An 18,898-nucleotide genomic window follows, 5' to 3' on the forward strand; every position below is an offset into this window, starting at 1 on the left:
GTAGCAAGTTTATTGTAGATTCAACGAACCGCGTAACAACATCACAGTGCATTTTGCCCGACTAGCGATCATAGCCGGAATATTGCCTTTAATTGTTTGTTGCAATAATCCTTCGCGACTTGCTCCCAGCATGACAACATCAATATTGTCTTTTTCAATTAAATCGAGCACGCCATCAACCACAGAAGAAGCTTTCACCGGAGTTGCAACAACTGTCGCCACAAAATGACGTCGCCGAATTAAATATTGCAGTGCTGTTTTCAATACTTTCATATCAGGCTGAGTTTCTGACAGGGGAAAAATCTGACACAACCGAACGTAAGGCGCACTACCTATACTAATTAACCCAGGCAGCAGTTTGACTGCTACATTTGCATTAGGACCACCTGCCATTGGCACAAGCCAGCGATTAAAATTTGGAGAAGCTTGCTCTACATCTTGTAATAAAGTTCCAGTATCTGTGTCTTGAATAGCTAGTTCTTTACTCGAACTGAGTTCTTTAACGTTTGAAGCTGTGCCAAATCTTACCAAAACAACATCACAAGTTGCTTGTCGAATTAAGGTATCAACAACATTCCCAAAAACTCTACCTGGAGTAATTGTTTTTCCTTTCCAACCCATCAACAATAAATCGATATGGCGTTCTTCTACTGTTTCTAGAATTGCTTGCGACACATCATGTGCAACGCGAATTTGCGTATGAATCGGAATATTCCATTTTCTTGCTAAAATTTCAGCTTCGCGCAACAACCGCCGACTTTTTGCGGTACTCACTTCAGTTTCTGCAGGGGAACTACGGCGAGGAACGAGAATAATTTGCAGACACTCTAACTCATAATGACGTTCGCGGGCGATCGCTGTTGCTAAATGTAGTAAAGAAACAGCGGTTTGAGGATTTGCTAATGGAACAAGTAACCTTCCTCTCCCAATACTCGGCGATCGCGTTTGATAAACTACGTAAGAAGGCTGTGGTTGGGGACCAATTTCGCGTGTTTCACCATTGAGCTTATCAGCTTCTGCCCGAATAATATCAGCCCGCGTGATAATGCCAATTAGTCTTTTGTTTTCAACTACGGGTAAACGACTCAAGTTAAACCGATCTAACCGATACAACACCTCACTCAAACTATGCAAAGGATGAACTGTTACTGGTTGAGGTGTCATGATTTCGCTTAACAGCATATCCCCAGAAAGTTCTAGTTCTCGCGCTTTAGCTAAGTCTGCTTGCGTGACGATTCCAACTAATTTACCTTCATCAACGACAGGAAAGCCGCGATGTTGAGAGCGTGAAAATGCTTGTATGGTTTCATCTAAACTTAATTGCGCTGCTAAAGTTTCTACGCGTGGTTGCATCACATCTTTAGCTTTGAGTTCAATTAAAAGTCCTTGAATAGGACCTTCTTTTGGCAAACGAATGCCTTTTAATTCCAAAAGTTTGTCATATAATGAGCCAGGGAAAAACTTATCTGCAATCAGGTACGCTGTCACTGAACCAATCATTAACGGCAACACCAAGTTGAAATCTGTTGTCATTTCAAACACAATGACGATCGCCGTAATCGGAACCTTGGAAACTACGCTAAAAAATGCCCCCATCCCTGCTAGTGCGTATGTAGGTGGCGAACCAAATCCAAATAAACTTTGTTCAGCGACACCAACGAGATATCCTAAAGACGAACCCAAAATTAGACTCGGTGCAAACAATCCTCCAGGCGCACCCGAACCAAATGCAATAAGTGTAAGCGTAAATTGCGCAACAAAAGCGATCGCAGCTAAAGACCAATCTGCGCTTCCTGCTATTAAAAACTCGCGTAAACCCGTATTATCGCGAAACGCTGCGGGGAGAAAGGCAACGATTAAACCAGAAGTTCCACCAGCGATCGCCATGCGTAGGGGTAAACCCAAGCGCGATTGATTATAAAACTTTGAGCTAGCAATAATTCCTCGGTTAAACAATGAACCGAGGACTCCTGCCAAAATTCCCAGTAACAAAAAAAAGGGCAGTTCAGCAAGCGAAAAACTTGTTTGAGAAGCTGTTAAGACAAGATTCAGTTGTAAAGTTCGTCCCCCTAAGATACGCGAGACAACCGCACCAATAAACGAGGCGATAATTGCTGTACCTAGAGTTAATCCCGATAAATCTTGCAGTAACTCCTCAATCACAAATAATACCCCTGTAATGGGGGCATTAAATGCTGCTGCTAATCCTGCACCTGCACCCGCTGCAATCATTTGTCGTCGATGTTCTGGAGATGTGGGAACCCAGCGACTAAATTGTGCAGCTAAAGCCGCACCGACATGAACAGTAGGTCCTTGTCTTCCTAGAGTTAATCCTGAACCTAAAGCAATTGTTGAGGTAATTAGTTTAACTAAGGCTTCGCGCAGTGAGAGTTTAACAGGTGCATCTGCAAGACTCGCCTTAACTTGCGGAATTCCACTACCTGATGCTTCAGGTGCTAAACGTTCTATGAGAAACCCAGCTATGTATCCTAAGAAAAAACCAATTCCTGGTAGTATCAGCCATGCTGGAGATAAGTTAGCGGTTTGAACTCGCCATGCACCAATCCAGCCGACTCCGACACGCAGTACGATAGCAGAAAAGGCGGCGACTAATCCGATTAAACAGGCTTCAGCGATCGCTAAGCGACGGCGCGGTAACAGCCATTTATGGAAGGGCTGAACTGACATTAAGGGCGAAGGGAATAAACACTACTCACTACAACCAAGATAACCAAGAAGACCAGTTTTGGACGATGTTCGCAAATTCAGTATAACCGCCCGCACTAGGATGGTAGCCATCATTCGCTGCGGCTTCCTTGAACCAAATCGTTGAAGATTGCAACTGAGTAAAAGTATCTAAATATGCAATGTCTATTTTTTGACAAACATCAGCATATTCTGCGGATAAATGCGCAATTCTTTGATTTTGCTGGCGATCTGGGGTTGGTGGTGGCCCTATCATTAACACAGGAAATATTTGCTTTGCACTATTAAGAATGTGAGATAAGTTCTCAATAGATGTAGAAAAATTTACACGAGTTTTACTGTCTTCTTGCGTTGTGTCATTTACACCGAAAGAAAACACAAGTCGGCTATCAAACTCTGAACTCAGGCGACAACTTGCTTCTGCCAACCAACGATTTTTGAGTTCTGTACTCGTTTGTCTACGTACTCCTAAGTTGTAATAGGTGATGTCATATCCTTGTTGACAAGCCGCAGCACAGATTCTTCCTGCCCAGCCCAGACACTCTGGATCGCCAGTACCATTGACAAAAGAGTCTCCAAAAAAGCAAATGCGCATGATAAAAGGAGCGAGGGGCGAGGAATAGGGTTGCTAGATGAGAATATTATCTTCCTGTGGTTGATAATCCCTCGACAATTACAGACGGAGTGTAGCAACTCCCGTTCCAATCGGCATCGCCACCAAGTGCGACTAATTGTTTCAGTGCTGTGTAAACATTGCCAGCAACCATTGTATCTTTGACGCGCCCTAAAACTTGACCGTGTTTGACGCGGTAGCCTAAGTCAACGTTGATAGAAAAGTCCCCAGAGATGCTACCACCACCACCCAACATTTGATCGACGATAATGCCATCATCAAGCTTATCGATTAAGTCAAGCAGTGAGCCAGAACCAGGCTGAATCAGTAAGTTAAACATTCCTGGTGTAGGGTAACTTCCTAACCCAGGGCGAAAGCCGTTACCTGTACTACTGATATTCAGTTGACGTCCGGTGGTGCGATCGCAGTAGAACTGTTGCAAAATACCATTTTGAATAAAGACGACTCGTTGCGTAGGCGTACCTTCATCGTCAAACGGGCAACTATAAGGTCCTGCTTCAGGATCTTGGTATAAAGTTAAAACAGGAGAAATCACTGGTTTACCCAAGCGATCGCTCCACGGAGAAGCCTTTTCAAGAACACGCTTGCCATTCAATGCTGCTTGTAAGGTTCCCCAGAGCATATCCGCAGCTTTAGAAGTAAATAACACCGGAACCCTCCCTGTGGGAGATGCGACATTTTCTGCTGCCCACTCAAGGCGTTGGATAATTTGCTGAGCGATTTTTTCGGGGTGTAAACTACCGCGTTCGGTTTGTCCGTCAGAGACACTCAAAAAATCATCGCCGCGTATCCACTCGGCAGATAAGTAACAACCTAAAGTGGTATCAGTATAGTAGCAATCTAATCCTAAGGAGTTGACTAGTCGGGTTGTTTCAACATCACTATCCCACTCAGCACTCATTAACACTTCAGGGTAGACATCCCGAATCAGAGCGATCGCTTGTTTTCCCCACTCGATCAGTTGTTCGACACTGACTGCCTCACCCAAGTCAGGATAACGGGATTGCGAATGACTCTCAATTTCAATTATTTCGGGTTCATTGAGTTGACTCAGCGCTATAGCGCGTTCTACTAAGGCTTGAGGTTCTACAGATCCATAAGCGACTGCAAGTCCTGGACGTCCGTTACGCCACAATCGCAAGGCGGTTCCTTCGGCTTGAGTACTTTCTAGCTGTTTGAGGCGATTGGCTTCAAAAAAAATTGGTCGAGAAAGCGATCGCGATTGATACACTTCAGCTACCTCAGCCCCTGCTTGTGCGGAGAGATCGAGTAGTTGTTCTGCGAGTGTCGAGTGTGGCAAATTTTCAGAACCCATGAGCGATGCTGAGTGTGGAAGTGATGATAAAGCGCTAAGTACTTAGCAATAAGTGATTGCTGGTACTTTATATAGCTCTGCAACCAATTTACGGCAGATTGGGTTCTTGTAATAGCCAAAATCCTGCAAAAGCCTCTACCTCTGGGTTTGATTGAACTGCCAAAAAGTGCACTCCGTTAGCTTGTTGCTTAGCTGTCTCAAAGTTTTTCGCTTCTGCGATCGTTGCAGAATCTTTAAAGTTTGCCAAGATCCAGCTTTCAGTAACGCCAGTTTCTAAGATGAGTTGTGGTGTCTGTTGGCTGTCAAATCTAATATTGGCTAACTCTAAACCTGACATCCACCCCGCTAAAGGAACTGCACGAGGAGAAAAGACAATCAGTCCTGGAATTTGTGTCTCAGGTTGGACGCCAGTAATTGATAGTGGGAAAGCTTCACTAAATCCAATCTCCCACTCTGGCATTTCAGCAAACGCCGCAGCTTCTAGGGAGACAAATGCCCATTGTTGTCCGATTAAGGCATCGGGTAAACGTTGTGGTAGAGGTACTTCCATGCGTACCGAAGGATTTGTTGCTGCTTGATACCCAGGTTCTTGGGGATAAACTTCCTCCATGCGTTGTTGCAACCACTGATTTAGTGCCAGTGTCCGACGACTGAGTTGCGCGGGAATTCCCAAGTCTTCACAGGCTTTAGCGATCATGTTGTTCATCTGACGACGGAAGAAGCGAAACTTGACAGGAGTAGTGTTGGCGTCTTTGATGGCTTCTTCTAGTGCAGTGCGCAACCAAACTGAGTTAACTTGCGTACTCGGACAATACTTGGCAAAGCGAAACAGTGAATTAGGTTCTGCACGAATATCCGTAAGACTTTCGCATACTAAAACTTCCCAAACTTTTTTTTGGTTTTCATCCAAAATTGGACGCGAGTAAAAATCAATTTCCCAGATATTGCCCATGCTTTGCCGTAAGAATATGGCTTACTTGATTAGATCGTACAAGGTAATGCAGCGATCGCTACGTCGCATTTTCTTTCAAGCTACTACAGCAATCTCCTCAAGTAAAAGCTGAAACTGCTCTACTAAATCAGCAGTCATGCATAGTCATAAAATGTTGTCATTGTTGCACCTAGCCAAAATAATTGTTGTGAGACACAACCGTTTATTCAACCATAATGATGCATAGCTCACTGGGTGGCGATACCAAATGAATCAGGATAATGGGTACAGGTATCACAGCGGGTGCTGCTCTGGCGTTTTCAGTCAAGTGAGTTGTTTTGTGTGAACTATTTGAGGTAGTTGCTTTATCAAAAGCCTACTTTACGGCTTGGACGAGAGGACTCTTTGAAGATGAACGGGTGACAGTTCATGCCGAAGATGGACGTAACTGTTTAAGCGGCAGCCGCGATCGCTATAACTTGATTATCAGTGACTTATTTACGCCGTGGGAACGGGGTACGGGTAATCTCTACACGTTGGAGAATTATCAAATTGCCAAGGAACGCCTAGAGCCGGATGGTATCTTTGTGCAGTGGATTCCTCTTTATCAGGTGTCGCAGCAGGGGTTTGGCATCATTGCCCGCACAATGACAGAAGTTTTTCCTCAGGTAGTGATGTGGCGCGGTGATTTAGCAGCTAGTCGCTCTACAGTGGCACTGGTTGGACAAAAACAGGCACAGCCACTCGATCCCCAAGTTATTGCTCGGCATGGACGCTATCTGATGAACCAGTTAGAGGCGATCGCTACTCCTACCTCCGATGAGGCTTTAACAGCCCTTTTACTCCGATTGTATGTTGGCAACATTACCGCAAGTAGACTATTTGACAACTACCCGATTAACACTGACGATTACCCTCTAATTGAATATCTTGCACCGCGAACTCATCGACAGGTACAAACTGGCACAGCGCGTTTTCTAGTTGGCTCTAAGCGAGAATATCTGTACGATCAGATCCGTTCAGCTATTAATCCTGCAGCCGATCCCTACCTCATTAACCTCATTTCGCAGTGTATTTTGTGTAATGTCAATTACTGAATTGTGCTCAATATTTTTCTATTTCATTCAATCAAACTTGCATAAATGTTGATTGTTTTACTTGATATTTGTTTTTATTCTTTATATCAAATCAAATAGGAAATAACTATGTTAACTACAGCAGAAATTAGTAATAAAAAGTTTGAGATGAATCAATAGCCAATTTTCATAGTTTTGTAATTTACTGTTTATCATTATTTACAGCTTTCTTAATCACTAGTCTTATTAGCACTATTTAAGACAATATATCGTTCTGATAGGTGTTAAATAGTAGGACAAAAATAGCGCTCGCTCTTAAGCAAATATTTAGTTTTTATCAATTTACGTAGAAGTATAATCTAGAACACATCACTCCAGAACGAGATCAAAGTCATCAGTGTGTTGAGGCAATAAACCCGTGACGACTACAAGTGAAATTGGTTTACGTGGATTGAAAGTAGCAGGATTTATAGGAATTGTCGGAGCGATCGCACTTTCACAAACTGGCGTTCAAGCCCAGATTACCCCAGATACCACGCTTGGTAGTGAAAACTCGGTAGTGGCACCTAATCTTATTATTAATGGGACTTCGAGCGATCGCATTGATGGTGGTGCAATTCGCGGCGCTAACCTATTTCACAGTTTCCAAGAATTTAATATTGATGCAGGAAGAGGCGCTTACTTCAGTAATCCTGCGGGAATTGAAAACATTCTCAGTCGAGTTACAGGAAACAATCCTTCTAACATCCTGGGTACGCTTGGTGTTTTAGGTAATGCCAATCTATTCTTGATGAATCCCAGTGGTGTTATTTTTGGGGAAAATAGTAGTTTGAATGTTGCAGGCTCTTTTGTGGCGACAACGGCTAATGCAATTGGGTTTGGCGAACAAGGTTTCTTCAACGCATCAAATCCTAATGTACCTTCTTCACTTTTGACAGTGAGTCCTTCAGCATTTTTGTTTAATCAAATTAATGCTAATTCGATCGAAAATAGATCAAAAGCACCAGCAGGACAAGATGCAGCAGGTAATCCAGAATATTTTGGTCTAAGAGTTCCAGATGGTCAAAGTTTACTACTCGTTGGTGGAGACCTAACCGCAAATGGCGGTGGAATTGTGGCTTTTGGTGGGCGCGTTGATCTTGCAGCAGTAGCAGGAATAGGAACTGTAGGCTTAGAGCAAAATGGCGATAATTTTAGTTTGTCAGTTCCAGACGATCTACCAAGGGCTGATGTCGCTTTGACAAATGGTGCAGGGTTTATTGTTGCAGGTGGCGGTGGTGGTGATATTGCGATCGCAGCACAGAATATCAATATCTTGGAAGGAAGTAATCTTACTGCTGGGATATTAAGCAATTTAGGTTCAGACGACGCTCAAGCTGGAGACATTAGGCTCGACGCGAAGGAAACTGTCAACATAGCTGGTTCTGGAAGGAGCTTAATTGAGAATGATGTCAATCAGAACGCAATAGGGAATGGTGGCAACATTGATATCCAAGCTGGAGGATCAATTTTTTTGAAAGATGGGGCTGTACTTAGTACTAATACTTCTGGAAAAGGAAACGCAGGTACTATGAACCTTACAGCCAATAGTAGTGTTTTTATTGAAGGTATTGGTGATACTCGGTTTAATACTTTAGTTCTTAGTAGAGTAGAAAAAGGGGCAGTTGGCAATGCTGGAGCAATAAAAATTACAACAGGATCGCTTGTCATAAACAACAATGCTCAAATATCCTCTATTACTGAAGGTGAAGGCAACTCAGGAAACGTAGTTATTGAAGCACAAGACCTTGTGTCTCTAGACAATGCCACTATTTTCTCGGAAGTAAGTGATGGAGAAGTTGCTGGTAGTGAAGGTGGAATTGGAAATGGAGGTGATATTAAGATTACTAGTCGTAATCTTTCTTTAGTTAATGGTTCGCAACTACGATCTGATACTGAAAATCGAGGAAACGCAGGTAGTGTAACAATCATTGCTACTGATAAAGTAACTCTTTCTGGAAGAGGACCAGCAACAGGACCGTTTAGAGACCAGATTATATCTAGTGCTATTTCTAGCACAGTGGAGGAAAAGGCAATTGGTGAGGGAGGTGATATCACACTTAAGACGAACTCTTTGGTTATGAACGATGGTGCTTTCCTGGATACGAGAACAATTGGGGAAGGAAACGCAGGAAATATTTTTATCGAAATAGAAAATTTTGTATCTCATACTGCTCAACTACGTGCTAGAACTCAGGGACGGGGAAATGCAGGCAATATCAAGATTGTTGCTCGTGATAGCGTTTCCTTCAATGATTCTCCTGCTGGAGCATTTAGCTCAGTAGATGCTGGCTCTGTAGGAGATGGAGGAAATATTGAAATTTCTGCAAGAGCGTTTTCACTTACCAATGGTGCTGTATTGAGTACGAGTACCTCTAGTACTGGTAAGGCTGGTAACATTGTAGTCAACGCCACTGGGCAAGTTACATTAGATGGCGCTGGTAGCAGATTGCTAGCGACAACACAAGACTCACCTATTGTTAGGGAAGCTGGAAATAATAATGATGCAGGTCAGCTAACTAATACATCTCAAGATTTAACATTTGGGGCAACTGGACAACTCGTGTCTGGTATCGCTGGATTTCTTTCTAGTAATAACGATGTAGATCTCTACAAAATCTACTTGAATGGGAATCAAACCTTTTCAGCAACTACCGTTGGTAACACTAATGTCGATACTCGATTGTTTCTCTTTGATGCCAACGGCCGGGGTGTTTACTTCAACGATGATGCCAGTGACAACACATATCAATCAACCTTACCAGCAGGTCATCCATTAACTCCAGCCGCAGCAGGCGAATATTACTTAGCAATCACAAGCTGGGCAAACGATCCTTTAAGTAATAATGGCAAGGTTTTTGGCTCTGGTGATTTCACGGATATTCTAGGTGCAACAGGTTCTGGGGGCGCATTGCCATTAAGTGACTGGAGTAATGATGGAAGTAACCTTGGCGCTTACACTATTGGTCTTACAGATATTTCTGCTACACCAGCAACAATTCCTGGTGGAAATGGAGGTGACATCAAAATCACAACAGGGTCACTTTCAATTACAAATGGCGCTCAGATGCAAGCTAGTACTGCTGGACATGGTAATGCTGGAAACATTGATATCCAATCTAGGTTTTTAATTGTTCAAGATAGTGCTCGGATAGCTGTCAACAGTGAAGGCTCAGGAAATGCAGGCGGGCTGACACTTAAATCAGGGCAATTGCTTATCCAAAATGCAGCAGAAGTATCAGCGTCAACGACGAATAGTGGTCGGGGAGGTAATATTGATATTCAAGCTGGAGCAGTGAGATTAAGCGATCGCGCCCAAATTAATGCAAGTTCTCAAGGTCAGGGAAATGCAGGAAGCATCACTATCAATGCAGATGGTTTTATTGAGTCTACTAACAGCGACATTCTGACTTTTGCCGATCAAGCTTCCGGTGGTGCGATCGCTATTTCTGCTCAAGATATCCGCCTACACGGTGACAGTGACATTCAAACCAATGTTGCTAGTGGTACTGGTGGCGGTGGTAACATTACCCTAACTGCTAACTCAATCCTCGCATTCGATGACAGCGATATTCTCGCGTTTGCCCAAGATGGTCGCGGTGGTAATATTGCTTTAAATACCCCCGTATTTTTTGGTGAAAACTTTCAACCAGCTGCACTTAATAGTGACCCAAATACTCTAAATGAAAATAACCGCGTTGATATTAATGCCAGTGGTGCAGTCGCAGGTGTTGTTAATATCCCCGATGTTAGCTTCATCCAAAATAGCCTCACAGAATTGCCTGCAAACTTAACTAACACCGAAACTTTAGTAGCAAATAGTTGTGTAGCACGTAGTCGCAACCAAGTAGGTAGTTTCCTGATTACAGGTGCTGGTGGTTTGCCAAGTCGTCCAGGAGAGCAAGCTGCTTCTACATATTCTACTGGTAGTGTACGTTCGATACCTGATACAAGTTCTTCTCGTACATGGCAATTAGGCGATCCTATCGTCGAACCGCAAGGTGTGTACCGCTTGAGTAATGGGCAACTGATTTTGAGTCGTGAGTGTTCTTCGTAATTCGTAGCTTTTTATTAAAAAGTATAAGAATGAACATCTTTTGTAGAGCATTTTAGTGTATAAAAGACACTTAAAAATAATAAAAATTCAGCAAAATTACTGATAAAATTTAATAGATGAATATCAATATTCTTAGTACACTTCAAACTGAGAAAGGGATAGCGATCGCCCTCAGCATCATCCCTATTTTCATTAGCAAAAGTGTCCTAGCACAATCTCCACCACCAGGATTCACACTTCCGCCCGATACACCAGAAACAATTGAACGCACGATTCCTCAACCGCCACAACCACCGCAAACGCCACCAGAATTACCATCACCCGCACCGAGATTAGAAGTTCCTCCAACTCCATCACCGGAGACACCTCCTCCAATAGGCGATCGCTTTCTTGTTAAGCAAGTAGAAGTACTAGGAAGCACAGTTTTACAAGATGAAATTGCTGAACTAACTGAAGCTTTCACAAACCGTGAAGTCACTTTTGAAGATTTAATTCAACTCCGCACAGATATTACTCAGCTATATATCGATAATGGCTATGTCACCTCTGGTGCATTTTTACCTGTCAATCAAGATATTACTAATGGTATTGTCACAATCCAAGTTGTTGAAGGCGAACTCGAACGTATTGATATTAGTGGTTTACAAAGGTTGCGTTCAGAGTATGTGCGATCGCGTTTAGAAATTGCAACTAAACCACCCGTCAACCAACAACGCCTAGAACGTGCATTACAACTATTGCAAATTGATCCCTTAATTCGTCAAGTCAATGCAGAATTAACTGCAGGAAGTACCGCTGGACGCAATGTTTTACAAGTCAGTTTGCAAGAAGCCCCTCCCTTTACCGCTGGCTTGACAACAGATAATCGTCAGTCTCCTAGCATTGGTTCGTTCCAAGGAAGTGTGTTTGCAACACATAATAATTTATTAGGGTTTGGCGATCGCTTGAGTGCTGAGTATGGTATCACCGAAGGACTCGATATCTATGACATTAACTATGCAATTCCCGTAAATGCTAGCAATGGGACACTTGGTTTACGTTACGGTAATAGCGATAGCCGTATTATTGAAGATCCTTTTCGCGATTTCGATATCAAAAGCGATACCCGCACTTTGTCACTGTCATTTCGTCAACCAATATCACAATCCCCCAGCAACGAATTTGCATTATCTTTAGCGTTTGATCTGCGCCGCAGTCGTACTTTTTTACTTGATGAACCATTTTCCTTTAATGAAGGTCCTGACAATGGAGAATCACGAGTGAGTGTAGTACGCTTTGCTCAAGATTGGGTAGACCGTGGAACCACACGAGTTTTAGCGGCGCGATCGCAATTTAGTTTTGGTATTGATGCGTTTGATGCCACAATTAACAATACTGGCACTGATGGTAGATTCTTTAGCTGGTTAGGTCAATTTCAATGGGTACAACAACTCTCACCCAGAATTCTTTTACTATCTCGACTTGATGCACAGCTGACACCAGATTCTTTATTGTCGCTAGAAAGATTCGGTCTTGGTGGAGTAGATACTATACGCGGTTATCGTCAAAACGAAATTGTTGCAGATAATGCCATTTTAGGTTCAGTAGAAGTTCGCGTTCCGTTGACATCTGATCCGAACATACTGCAAATCGCACCTTTTATTGAAATTGGTACAGCTTGGAATAATCGCTTTCCCAATCCTGATCCGGCGACGCTTGCTGGTTTGGGGTTAGGTTTGCGCTGGTTAGTTAGCCCGAATCTAGCATTACGTCTCGACTATGGAATTCCCTTAATCCCCGTTGCTAACCGAGGTGACTCACTACAAGATCAAGGTTTTTATTTTTCACTACGCTATCAACCATTTTGAAGGAGACAGTGTTATGTGATGTACTAAATGTAGATTTCGGCAATCAAATTTACATAAAAAGCGAGTGAATTAATTTATCTGGAATTCTAATCTATAAATCAAAGGAAAGTTGAGCCAGCATTACTGAGTGTTTCTCACTTAAAGTTTACTTTCTTATTGAATTCCAGGTAAGAGTATGAAATTAAGCAGCACAAGTTTAGCTACACGAGTTAATTCAGTTGTCCGTTTAATTCCTAAACTTGTTTTTGCTAGTACTACTATCATAAGTTTAGCTGTTTTTGATACTAATCCAGCAGTAGCACAAACTAATGAAATTATTTATTCTGGTGTTGCTACTACAACAATTCAGTATCCTGATGTTTATGGCACGTCTTTTCATCAACAAACCATCCAAACCCCTGTACAATGTGTCGTTAGTGCTCAACAAAGTGATGGAAGTTCTACTGAAAGCAATCCATTTAATCTTCAAATTGGGTTTGTAGATCCAAGTGTCGGAACTTCAGTAGGTGCAATTTCTATGTGGTCAGCTGCAGTGGCTACTACAAGTACAGGATCACTTCTAGTACAATACTGGAACTATCAACTAAATGGCAATCAATTTTCAGGACAACTAGTCAATAATGCAACTTCGCTAGCCACAGCTTTTAACTTAGTGAATTTTCCCTTAATAATTCCTCCTAATTTAAATCTTGGAGGATATCCATATGCTATGGCTAATGGTACGCAAATTATTGGGGTTTTTAGTCAAGATATCAATAGACTTAATGTTCAAATTTCTGGGCAAACAGTAGACTTAGCTCGTTCTTTTGTATCTGAAATTGTTTGTACAAGATAAGGCAAAACTTAATAATTAGTAAAAACCAATTTAGTTAACAAGTATTTTTTCATAAACTCAAGTGAAACATAAATTCTCTTTTTGTATGGGTTTTAAACACAACTTCTAAATTTGGACTGCCACAAAACTGTATTTTTTACAACATAAATATTAAATATTAGTTTTAATAGTAACACTAAATTTAATTAAGCAGTAGTTTTACAAATCCTGAAATTTGATTCTACATAAATATGTAATGCATTATATATATATTCCAGTTTATTGTTTTAGTTAAGGACACAGATAAGTGACCTAGAAGTTACAGATTTTTAAAAAGATTACTTCAATTGATGAGAGAAGATTATGCTACAAAACACATTGCGTAAAGTTTTAATTGCAACTAGCTTATTGCTACCAGCAACACTTACGTTGAATGTTTCAAAAGCTTTGGCAGATCAACGGGACTTTATAGTTCACAACAAGACAAGTTATGCGATCGTGAATTTATATGTTTCTGACTCACATAGTGATAGTTGAGAAAAAGATTTAGTTCCGTCTGGTTATATTTTACCTAGTGGAAACTCTGACTTAATATACTTTGAGGGGCGTGGAAATTCATGTATCTATGACATTAAAGCTGTGTTCAGTGATGGTGATACTGCAGAAAAGTACCGAGTTAACCTTTGCAAAATTTCTGACTTTACATTCTTCAATAACCATTAAAGTTTAATTTGAACTCCAGTACTAATGATTAAACTTCTTGCAGAAGTAGGTTAAAGGAGAAAAGTAAAAGGTTAAAAGTTAATCTAACAGTTGGTTTCATACGCAATTATCAGTACTTTTGCAAGAGCATTATTGAGTAATCACCATTGTTTTCATTATTAAAAAATAGGGAAATTAATATGAACTATGCAAGTTTTTGGTATAGAGTTACTGCTAGATTTATTGATAGCATTATTGATCGTTTACTCTATTACATCTAAGAGGATGTTTTAAAAGTCAAAGCGAGTTGAAAATCATGCAAGTCGTCGAACCATGATACGTATCATGGCAAGATAAATAAAAGTTTCCGAGGTTTGTGGTAGTCGTTCATAATCTTTAGTGAAACGCCGACACCAATTAAGCCATCCAAAAGTGCGTTCTACAACCCAACGTTTGGGTAAGATGACGAAACCTTTCCTCTCCAAAGGTCGAAGTACAATTTCCACAATCCACCGAAACATATCCATTACCCATCGGAGAAACTCTTGCCCTCGGTATCCACCGTCCATCCAAATGGTGTGCAAGCGGTTTACCTGATTACCTGTATCATGAACTCTTTTGAGGACTTCTTTGGCTCCAGTACGCTCTGGAACACTCGCAGCCCTTACCAGCACTCGTAAAACTAACCCTAACAAATCCACGCTCAGATGTCGTTTGCGACCATGTATCTTTTTACCCGCGTCATAACCCACTTGTATTGAAATCATGGTTGCTGTTTCCACCGATTGGCTATCGACTACAATTTCAGATGGGCTAGCTTCACGTCCCGCTGCTACCCTCGTCCACTGGTAGAGTTTATCGTGTATTTTTAACCATGTACCATCTTTGCTCCACCTCCAAACATAACCATAGACTGTTGACCAAGCGGGAAAATCTCCAGGTAATGCTCGCCAAGTACATCCTTCACACAACACGTAGAGAATCGCATTGACTACGGTATATATAGCTAATTTGCGAGGACGACCGCCTGGTTTCGCTTTTGGAAAAAGCTCTGCAATTAATTCCCACTGTTCCCACGTTAGATTGCTACGGTATGCTTTAGTCATTCGCTCACAAGGTGCTGGTTTCTACAAATCTCAGCATAAGCTTTGTGAGCTTTCTTACAATAGTTCCCTACTTTTAAAACATCCTCTAAAGTGATGAGTACAATGGGGCAAGAACATCCTTGGACAGTTATGCGAGCATCTGAGCTGTTTAAGTGGGTAGAAACTGGCGCATATAACCGAGTATTGCAAAAACGAGACTGGCGGCAGCAGAAGCTTCGAGAAATTCCTATTTATTAAATTGCAGCAGCTGAAAGAACTTCTGTTAAACACTACAAAATAATATTAGTTTGATTCAAATGATTGCCTATCACGATCGCGACGGACATTTATGTCGTCCCTATCCTCAATATGTTCCAAATTGGGAAACTCTTACTCCATACCAAAGAGGAAATCCACTCTATATTAAAGCTCCAGATCAACAGCAAATCTTACCAGGAATCAAGCAACTACTTAGTACCTACAAATACAATTTTGTCGTCAGCAATCAACGTTGGCATTCTGGAGAGAAAACGATAGAAGATGTTGTGATGGAAGCCAGATGGCTAATGTATCAGTTACCTTTAAATGGCTTTGGCTTCTGTTACGACTCAGGAGAAACAGCTTGGTTGTTGGAGAGTCCTGATAGCCCGCCTATTTTACTGTCATTGCTTTACCCTCACCTAATTGGTACATTTCGCAAACCACAAGCAGGGATGATTAAAGCGCTACAACTGCACTATAACATTCTTCCCGAAACACCTCAAATTTTGATTGGCGATCGCTTAACAGATCAAGCATGTGCGATCGCAGCATCAATTGATTTTCAATGGTCAGATGTCGCTCGTGGCTATCCCGATCCAGCAACTCGAAACTAATTTAGCTCTTGTTACAATAAGTTTGCACAGGCTAATCGAGTCATCTGTTAGTATTGTTATTCATGGTTTGCAAAAGACTAAAAAATATTTTTGTATGAATTAGCTTTAAAAATCCAACTCATCTTGCTGATTTTTATTTTCAGATTGCTTTGCTGTTAATCGCCAACTATTTGTTGTTTCTACCTGAAGTGAAAGTTCTGAAATGACATCTCCTAATTCTTTTTGTAACTTTTGAGTTAAAGTAATTGGAAAATTAAACTCTAATCCATGCTCTTGAATGAGTGCGGCTAATTGAACAAACTCTGCTTTTATTGTTTTGCGTTGCGACTGTGAAAGTTTTAAATTATCAGTTTCTAAAACTTCCTGGGTTTGCATGGCTGATTTTAAACGTGTTTCAATATGCTCAAATTCAGAGGTCAGTAGTTGTAGTTGTTGTTTTAATTCTAGATATCTTGTCGTCAAATAGCTTAAATCTTCTGTTGCAGGATTAGGATTACTAAGAAGTTGCAATTGCAATAGTTGTTGATGTACCATTGCTAGATAAACTGGATCCATCTTTGCATAGTGTAGTTGAATGTCACTTAAAGGTCGCTGTCCCCAGTCACTTGTTTGCTCAGTTTTATCCACTGCTATGTGACACAAAGCTTCAGTTAAAGTTTTCAAAGATAGGTTAGGCAATGGCAAAAGATAATATGGAATTTTTTTCGCCATTTCTAAAGTACAAGTAATATTTTTTGCCTTGCTTTTCCCAAGAAACTTTAAGTCATAACTAGCTTGATGAAAGACTTTTTCAATTGCTGGATTAAACATAATTGTACAAACGAAATCCTCTACAATCTCAGGCTGATTCAGAACATCTAAAATAACTACTGTTTGTCCTGTAATGTCCCTCGAATTATCTGAAAACTGAATCAATGATATACGAGGATTACGAGTATTAAAATCTGCTATTTCTGTATCGACCCATAGTGTTTTTGCTTGAGCATATTGGAAAATTAAAGCACGAATTTCATTAATGTTTCTTAAATAAAGCATTAGAGATTTATACAGAACTAATTGCTACTTTGAGTAAATTTAGCATTACCTGCGTGAGCATGAACACTAGGACTAAGACTGATCAAATCTTCAATGTTGCGTAGCATTGTGTCACAAATAGTATTGAGAGGTAAATCATTACGGTCATAACCAAAAGGGTTTTCTATTTCAATACCAATTTCTTCAACGCCGAAGACAATAAAACTTACTAAAGCAACAAAAGCTCCAGTCCACCAACCTAGATTTCCAACAAGATTAAAAGGTAATAATGAGCAATAAATTAATAATAACTGTTTTAGATGAATTGCATAAGCAAGTGGAATAGGTGTTTTTAAGATGCGTTCGCAGGCTCCTAGTACATCTACCATGCTATTGAGTAAATTTTGCAGTGCAACTAACTGATAAGCATCGATGCAACCATGGGTATACTGACTTTGTAAATAATCTCCAATCCAAAAAGCTATTTCTAGTGGAGGATTATTCATTGTTTTTAATTTATGAAATTGGGCTGGCGATATTAAATTTGCTAATTCTTGGTTAATAGGCTTTGCTCTCAAATGTAGTTTAGTTGCTATAGCAAAAGCAACTAAAAGCCTTAAAGTCATAATCTTGCTTTCTCTATCTTCTGGGTTAACTTCGATAACTGCTACCCAAATTTGTCGTGCTAAGTTCCGTACATTATTAACCAAAGTCCCCCAAGCTTTACGTCCTTCCCAAAAGCGTTCATAAGCTGTATTGGTTCTAAAAACAAGCAGTAAACCAATAACAACGCTAGGAACAAGATTACCAAAAACAGGTTGGGATACAGGAAATTTTAAATGATATAATAGCGAAATAAAGAAGCCAAATAAGCCACATATTAATACTCGGTGAAAAATTGCTGGAATGACTGAACCACGAAGCCGAAAAACTAATTTAAACCAGTGGATTTTTTCGCTGTGCATCAATTATACTCCGTTTAAATCTATATAATGGCAGACTCATTAATAAATAACTTTCTTTGTTTTTGATAACTTCAAGAATAATAACCTAAGAAATAAGCCTAGATTTACATAGAGGGATATATCATGAATACCCGTTGGGAATTTTGGATTGATCGCGGAGGTACATTTACCGATATTGTGGCGAAAAGTCCTGCTGGGAAATTAGTCATTCACAAACTATTATCAGAAAATCCCGATCGCTATACTGATGCTCCCATACAAGGTATTCGAGAAGTCTTAGGTATTGCCTCTGATACACCCATACCAGCAGATCAAATCGCTACAGTGAAAATGGGAACAACAGTCGCGACAAATGCATTGCTCGAACGTAAAGGCGATCGCACAGTGTTAGTCATGACAAAAGGCTTTGGCGACGCACTCCGCATTGGCTATCAAAATCGCCCTGATATTTTTGCTCGGCAAATTGTGCTGCCAGAAATGCTGTATGAGCAAGTGATTGAGGTAGAAGAACGCTACACCGCTCAAGGCGAAGAACTGATTAAGTTAAATATCGATTCTATTAGCAGTAAATTACAAGCTGCTTATCAAGATGGTATCCGCTCATGTGCCATTGTTTTAATGCACGGTTATCGCTATCCGACGCATGAGAAGGAGATCGCCACTCTAGCGAGGACCATCGGCTACACTCAAGTATCAGTATCGCATGAAGTTAGCCCGTTGATGAAATTAATTAGTCGAGGCGATACAACAGTTGTTGATGCCTATCTGTCTCCCATCCTCCGCAGATATGTAGACCAAGTATCAAATCAACTATCACTAAGCAATACGACAACCAACC

Annotated in this window: 15 protein-coding genes; 8 read left to right on the plus strand and 7 right to left on the minus strand. The window is 40.9% G+C overall.

The features are described 5' to 3' along the window. Nucleotides 1-9: 9 nt before the first annotated feature. The 4 genes from IQ230_RS21585 to IQ230_RS21600 all read right to left on the minus strand — a co-directional run bounded on the left by IQ230_RS21585 (nucleotide 10) and on the right by IQ230_RS21600 (nucleotide 5,607). The gene (locus IQ230_RS21585; protein WP_193934305.1) at nucleotides 10-2,688 is read right to left on the minus strand and encodes a chloride channel protein; all 2,679 of its coding nucleotides are present in this window, start codon (nucleotides 2,686-2,688) and stop codon (nucleotides 10-12) included. 28 nt (nucleotides 2,689-2,716) lie between these two features. After that, nucleotides 2,717-3,301, minus strand: coding sequence for a GDSL-type esterase/lipase family protein (locus tag IQ230_RS21590; RefSeq protein WP_193934306.1), 585 nt, complete (start codon nucleotides 3,299-3,301; stop codon nucleotides 2,717-2,719). Nucleotides 3,302-3,347: 46 nt separating this feature from the next. Continuing rightward, nucleotides 3,348-4,655, minus strand: coding sequence for a TldD/PmbA family protein (locus IQ230_RS21595; protein WP_193934307.1), 1,308 nt, complete (start codon nucleotides 4,653-4,655; stop codon nucleotides 3,348-3,350). Between the two features lie 88 nt (nucleotides 4,656-4,743). After that, nucleotides 4,744-5,607 carry a Tab2/Atab2 family RNA-binding protein gene (locus IQ230_RS21600; RefSeq protein ID WP_193934308.1) on the minus strand — a complete coding sequence of 288 codons (864 nt, stop codon included), beginning with the start codon at nucleotides 5,605-5,607 and terminating at the stop codon, nucleotides 4,744-4,746. 317 nt (nucleotides 5,608-5,924) lie between these two features. On the opposite strand from IQ230_RS21600, the gene IQ230_RS21605 reads away from it, so the two are divergent. From IQ230_RS21605 to IQ230_RS21625, 5 genes are all read left to right on the plus strand, one after another. Next, nucleotides 5,925-6,683 carry a fused MFS/spermidine synthase gene (locus IQ230_RS21605; protein WP_193934309.1) on the plus strand — a complete coding sequence of 253 codons (759 nt, stop codon included), beginning with the start codon at nucleotides 5,925-5,927 and terminating at the stop codon, nucleotides 6,681-6,683. Between the two features lie 397 nt (nucleotides 6,684-7,080). Next, nucleotides 7,081-10,758 carry a two-partner secretion domain-containing protein gene (locus IQ230_RS21610; protein WP_193934310.1) on the plus strand — a complete coding sequence of 1,226 codons (3,678 nt, stop codon included), beginning with the start codon at nucleotides 7,081-7,083 and terminating at the stop codon, nucleotides 10,756-10,758. 116 nt (nucleotides 10,759-10,874) lie between these two features. Beyond that, entirely contained in the window at nucleotides 10,875-12,605 is a 1,731-nt protein-coding gene (locus IQ230_RS21615; RefSeq protein ID WP_193934311.1) for a ShlB/FhaC/HecB family hemolysin secretion/activation protein, read from the plus strand. 175 nt (nucleotides 12,606-12,780) lie between these two features. After that, complete coding sequence (locus tag IQ230_RS21620; protein WP_193934312.1) at nucleotides 12,781-13,440, plus strand: hypothetical protein; 660 nt, start codon at nucleotides 12,781-12,783, stop codon at nucleotides 13,438-13,440. 342 nt (nucleotides 13,441-13,782) lie between these two features. Continuing rightward, nucleotides 13,783-13,956, plus strand: a complete 174-nt coding sequence (locus IQ230_RS21625) for a hypothetical protein (protein ID WP_193934313.1) — start codon at nucleotides 13,783-13,785, stop codon at nucleotides 13,954-13,956. Nucleotides 13,957-14,435: 479 nt separating this feature from the next. On the opposite strand, the gene IQ230_RS21630 is transcribed toward IQ230_RS21625, so the two are convergent. Then, entirely contained in the window at nucleotides 14,436-15,227 is a 792-nt protein-coding gene (locus IQ230_RS21630) for an IS5 family transposase (protein ID WP_193934314.1), read from the minus strand. A 93-nt stretch (nucleotides 15,228-15,320) separates the two neighbouring features. On the opposite strand from IQ230_RS21630, the gene IQ230_RS21635 reads away from it, so the two are divergent. After that, nucleotides 15,321-15,464 (plus strand): hypothetical protein, encoded by a 144-nt coding sequence (locus IQ230_RS21635; protein WP_193934315.1) that lies wholly within the window; start codon nucleotides 15,321-15,323, stop codon nucleotides 15,462-15,464. 50 nt (nucleotides 15,465-15,514) lie between these two features. Then, a complete protein-coding gene (locus IQ230_RS21640) occupies nucleotides 15,515-16,081 on the plus strand; it encodes an HAD family hydrolase (RefSeq protein WP_193934316.1) in 567 nt (188 codons plus the stop codon). A 105-nt stretch (nucleotides 16,082-16,186) separates the two neighbouring features. On the opposite strand, the gene IQ230_RS21645 is transcribed toward IQ230_RS21640, so the two are convergent. Both IQ230_RS21645 and IQ230_RS21650 read right to left on the minus strand, forming a co-directional pair. Continuing rightward, nucleotides 16,187-17,116: a ribonuclease D gene (locus tag IQ230_RS21645; RefSeq protein ID WP_193934317.1), complete on the minus strand. Its 930-nt coding sequence runs from the start codon at nucleotides 17,114-17,116 to the stop codon at nucleotides 16,187-16,189. Between the two features lie 17 nt (nucleotides 17,117-17,133). Continuing rightward, the gene (locus tag IQ230_RS21650; protein WP_193934318.1) at nucleotides 17,134-18,060 is read right to left on the minus strand and encodes a bestrophin family protein; all 927 of its coding nucleotides are present in this window, start codon (nucleotides 18,058-18,060) and stop codon (nucleotides 17,134-17,136) included. Nucleotides 18,061-18,183: 123 nt separating this feature from the next. On the opposite strand from IQ230_RS21650, the gene IQ230_RS21655 reads away from it, so the two are divergent. Next, on the plus strand, nucleotides 18,184-18,898 hold a 715-nt coding region (locus tag IQ230_RS21655; RefSeq protein ID WP_322742528.1), incomplete at its 3' end, for a hydantoinase/oxoprolinase N-terminal domain-containing protein.

This window comes from Gloeocapsopsis crepidinum LEGE 06123 (genome assembly GCF_015207655.1).
GTDB classification, from domain to species: domain Bacteria; phylum Cyanobacteriota; class Cyanobacteriia; order Cyanobacteriales; family Chroococcidiopsidaceae; genus Gloeocapsopsis; species Gloeocapsopsis crepidinum.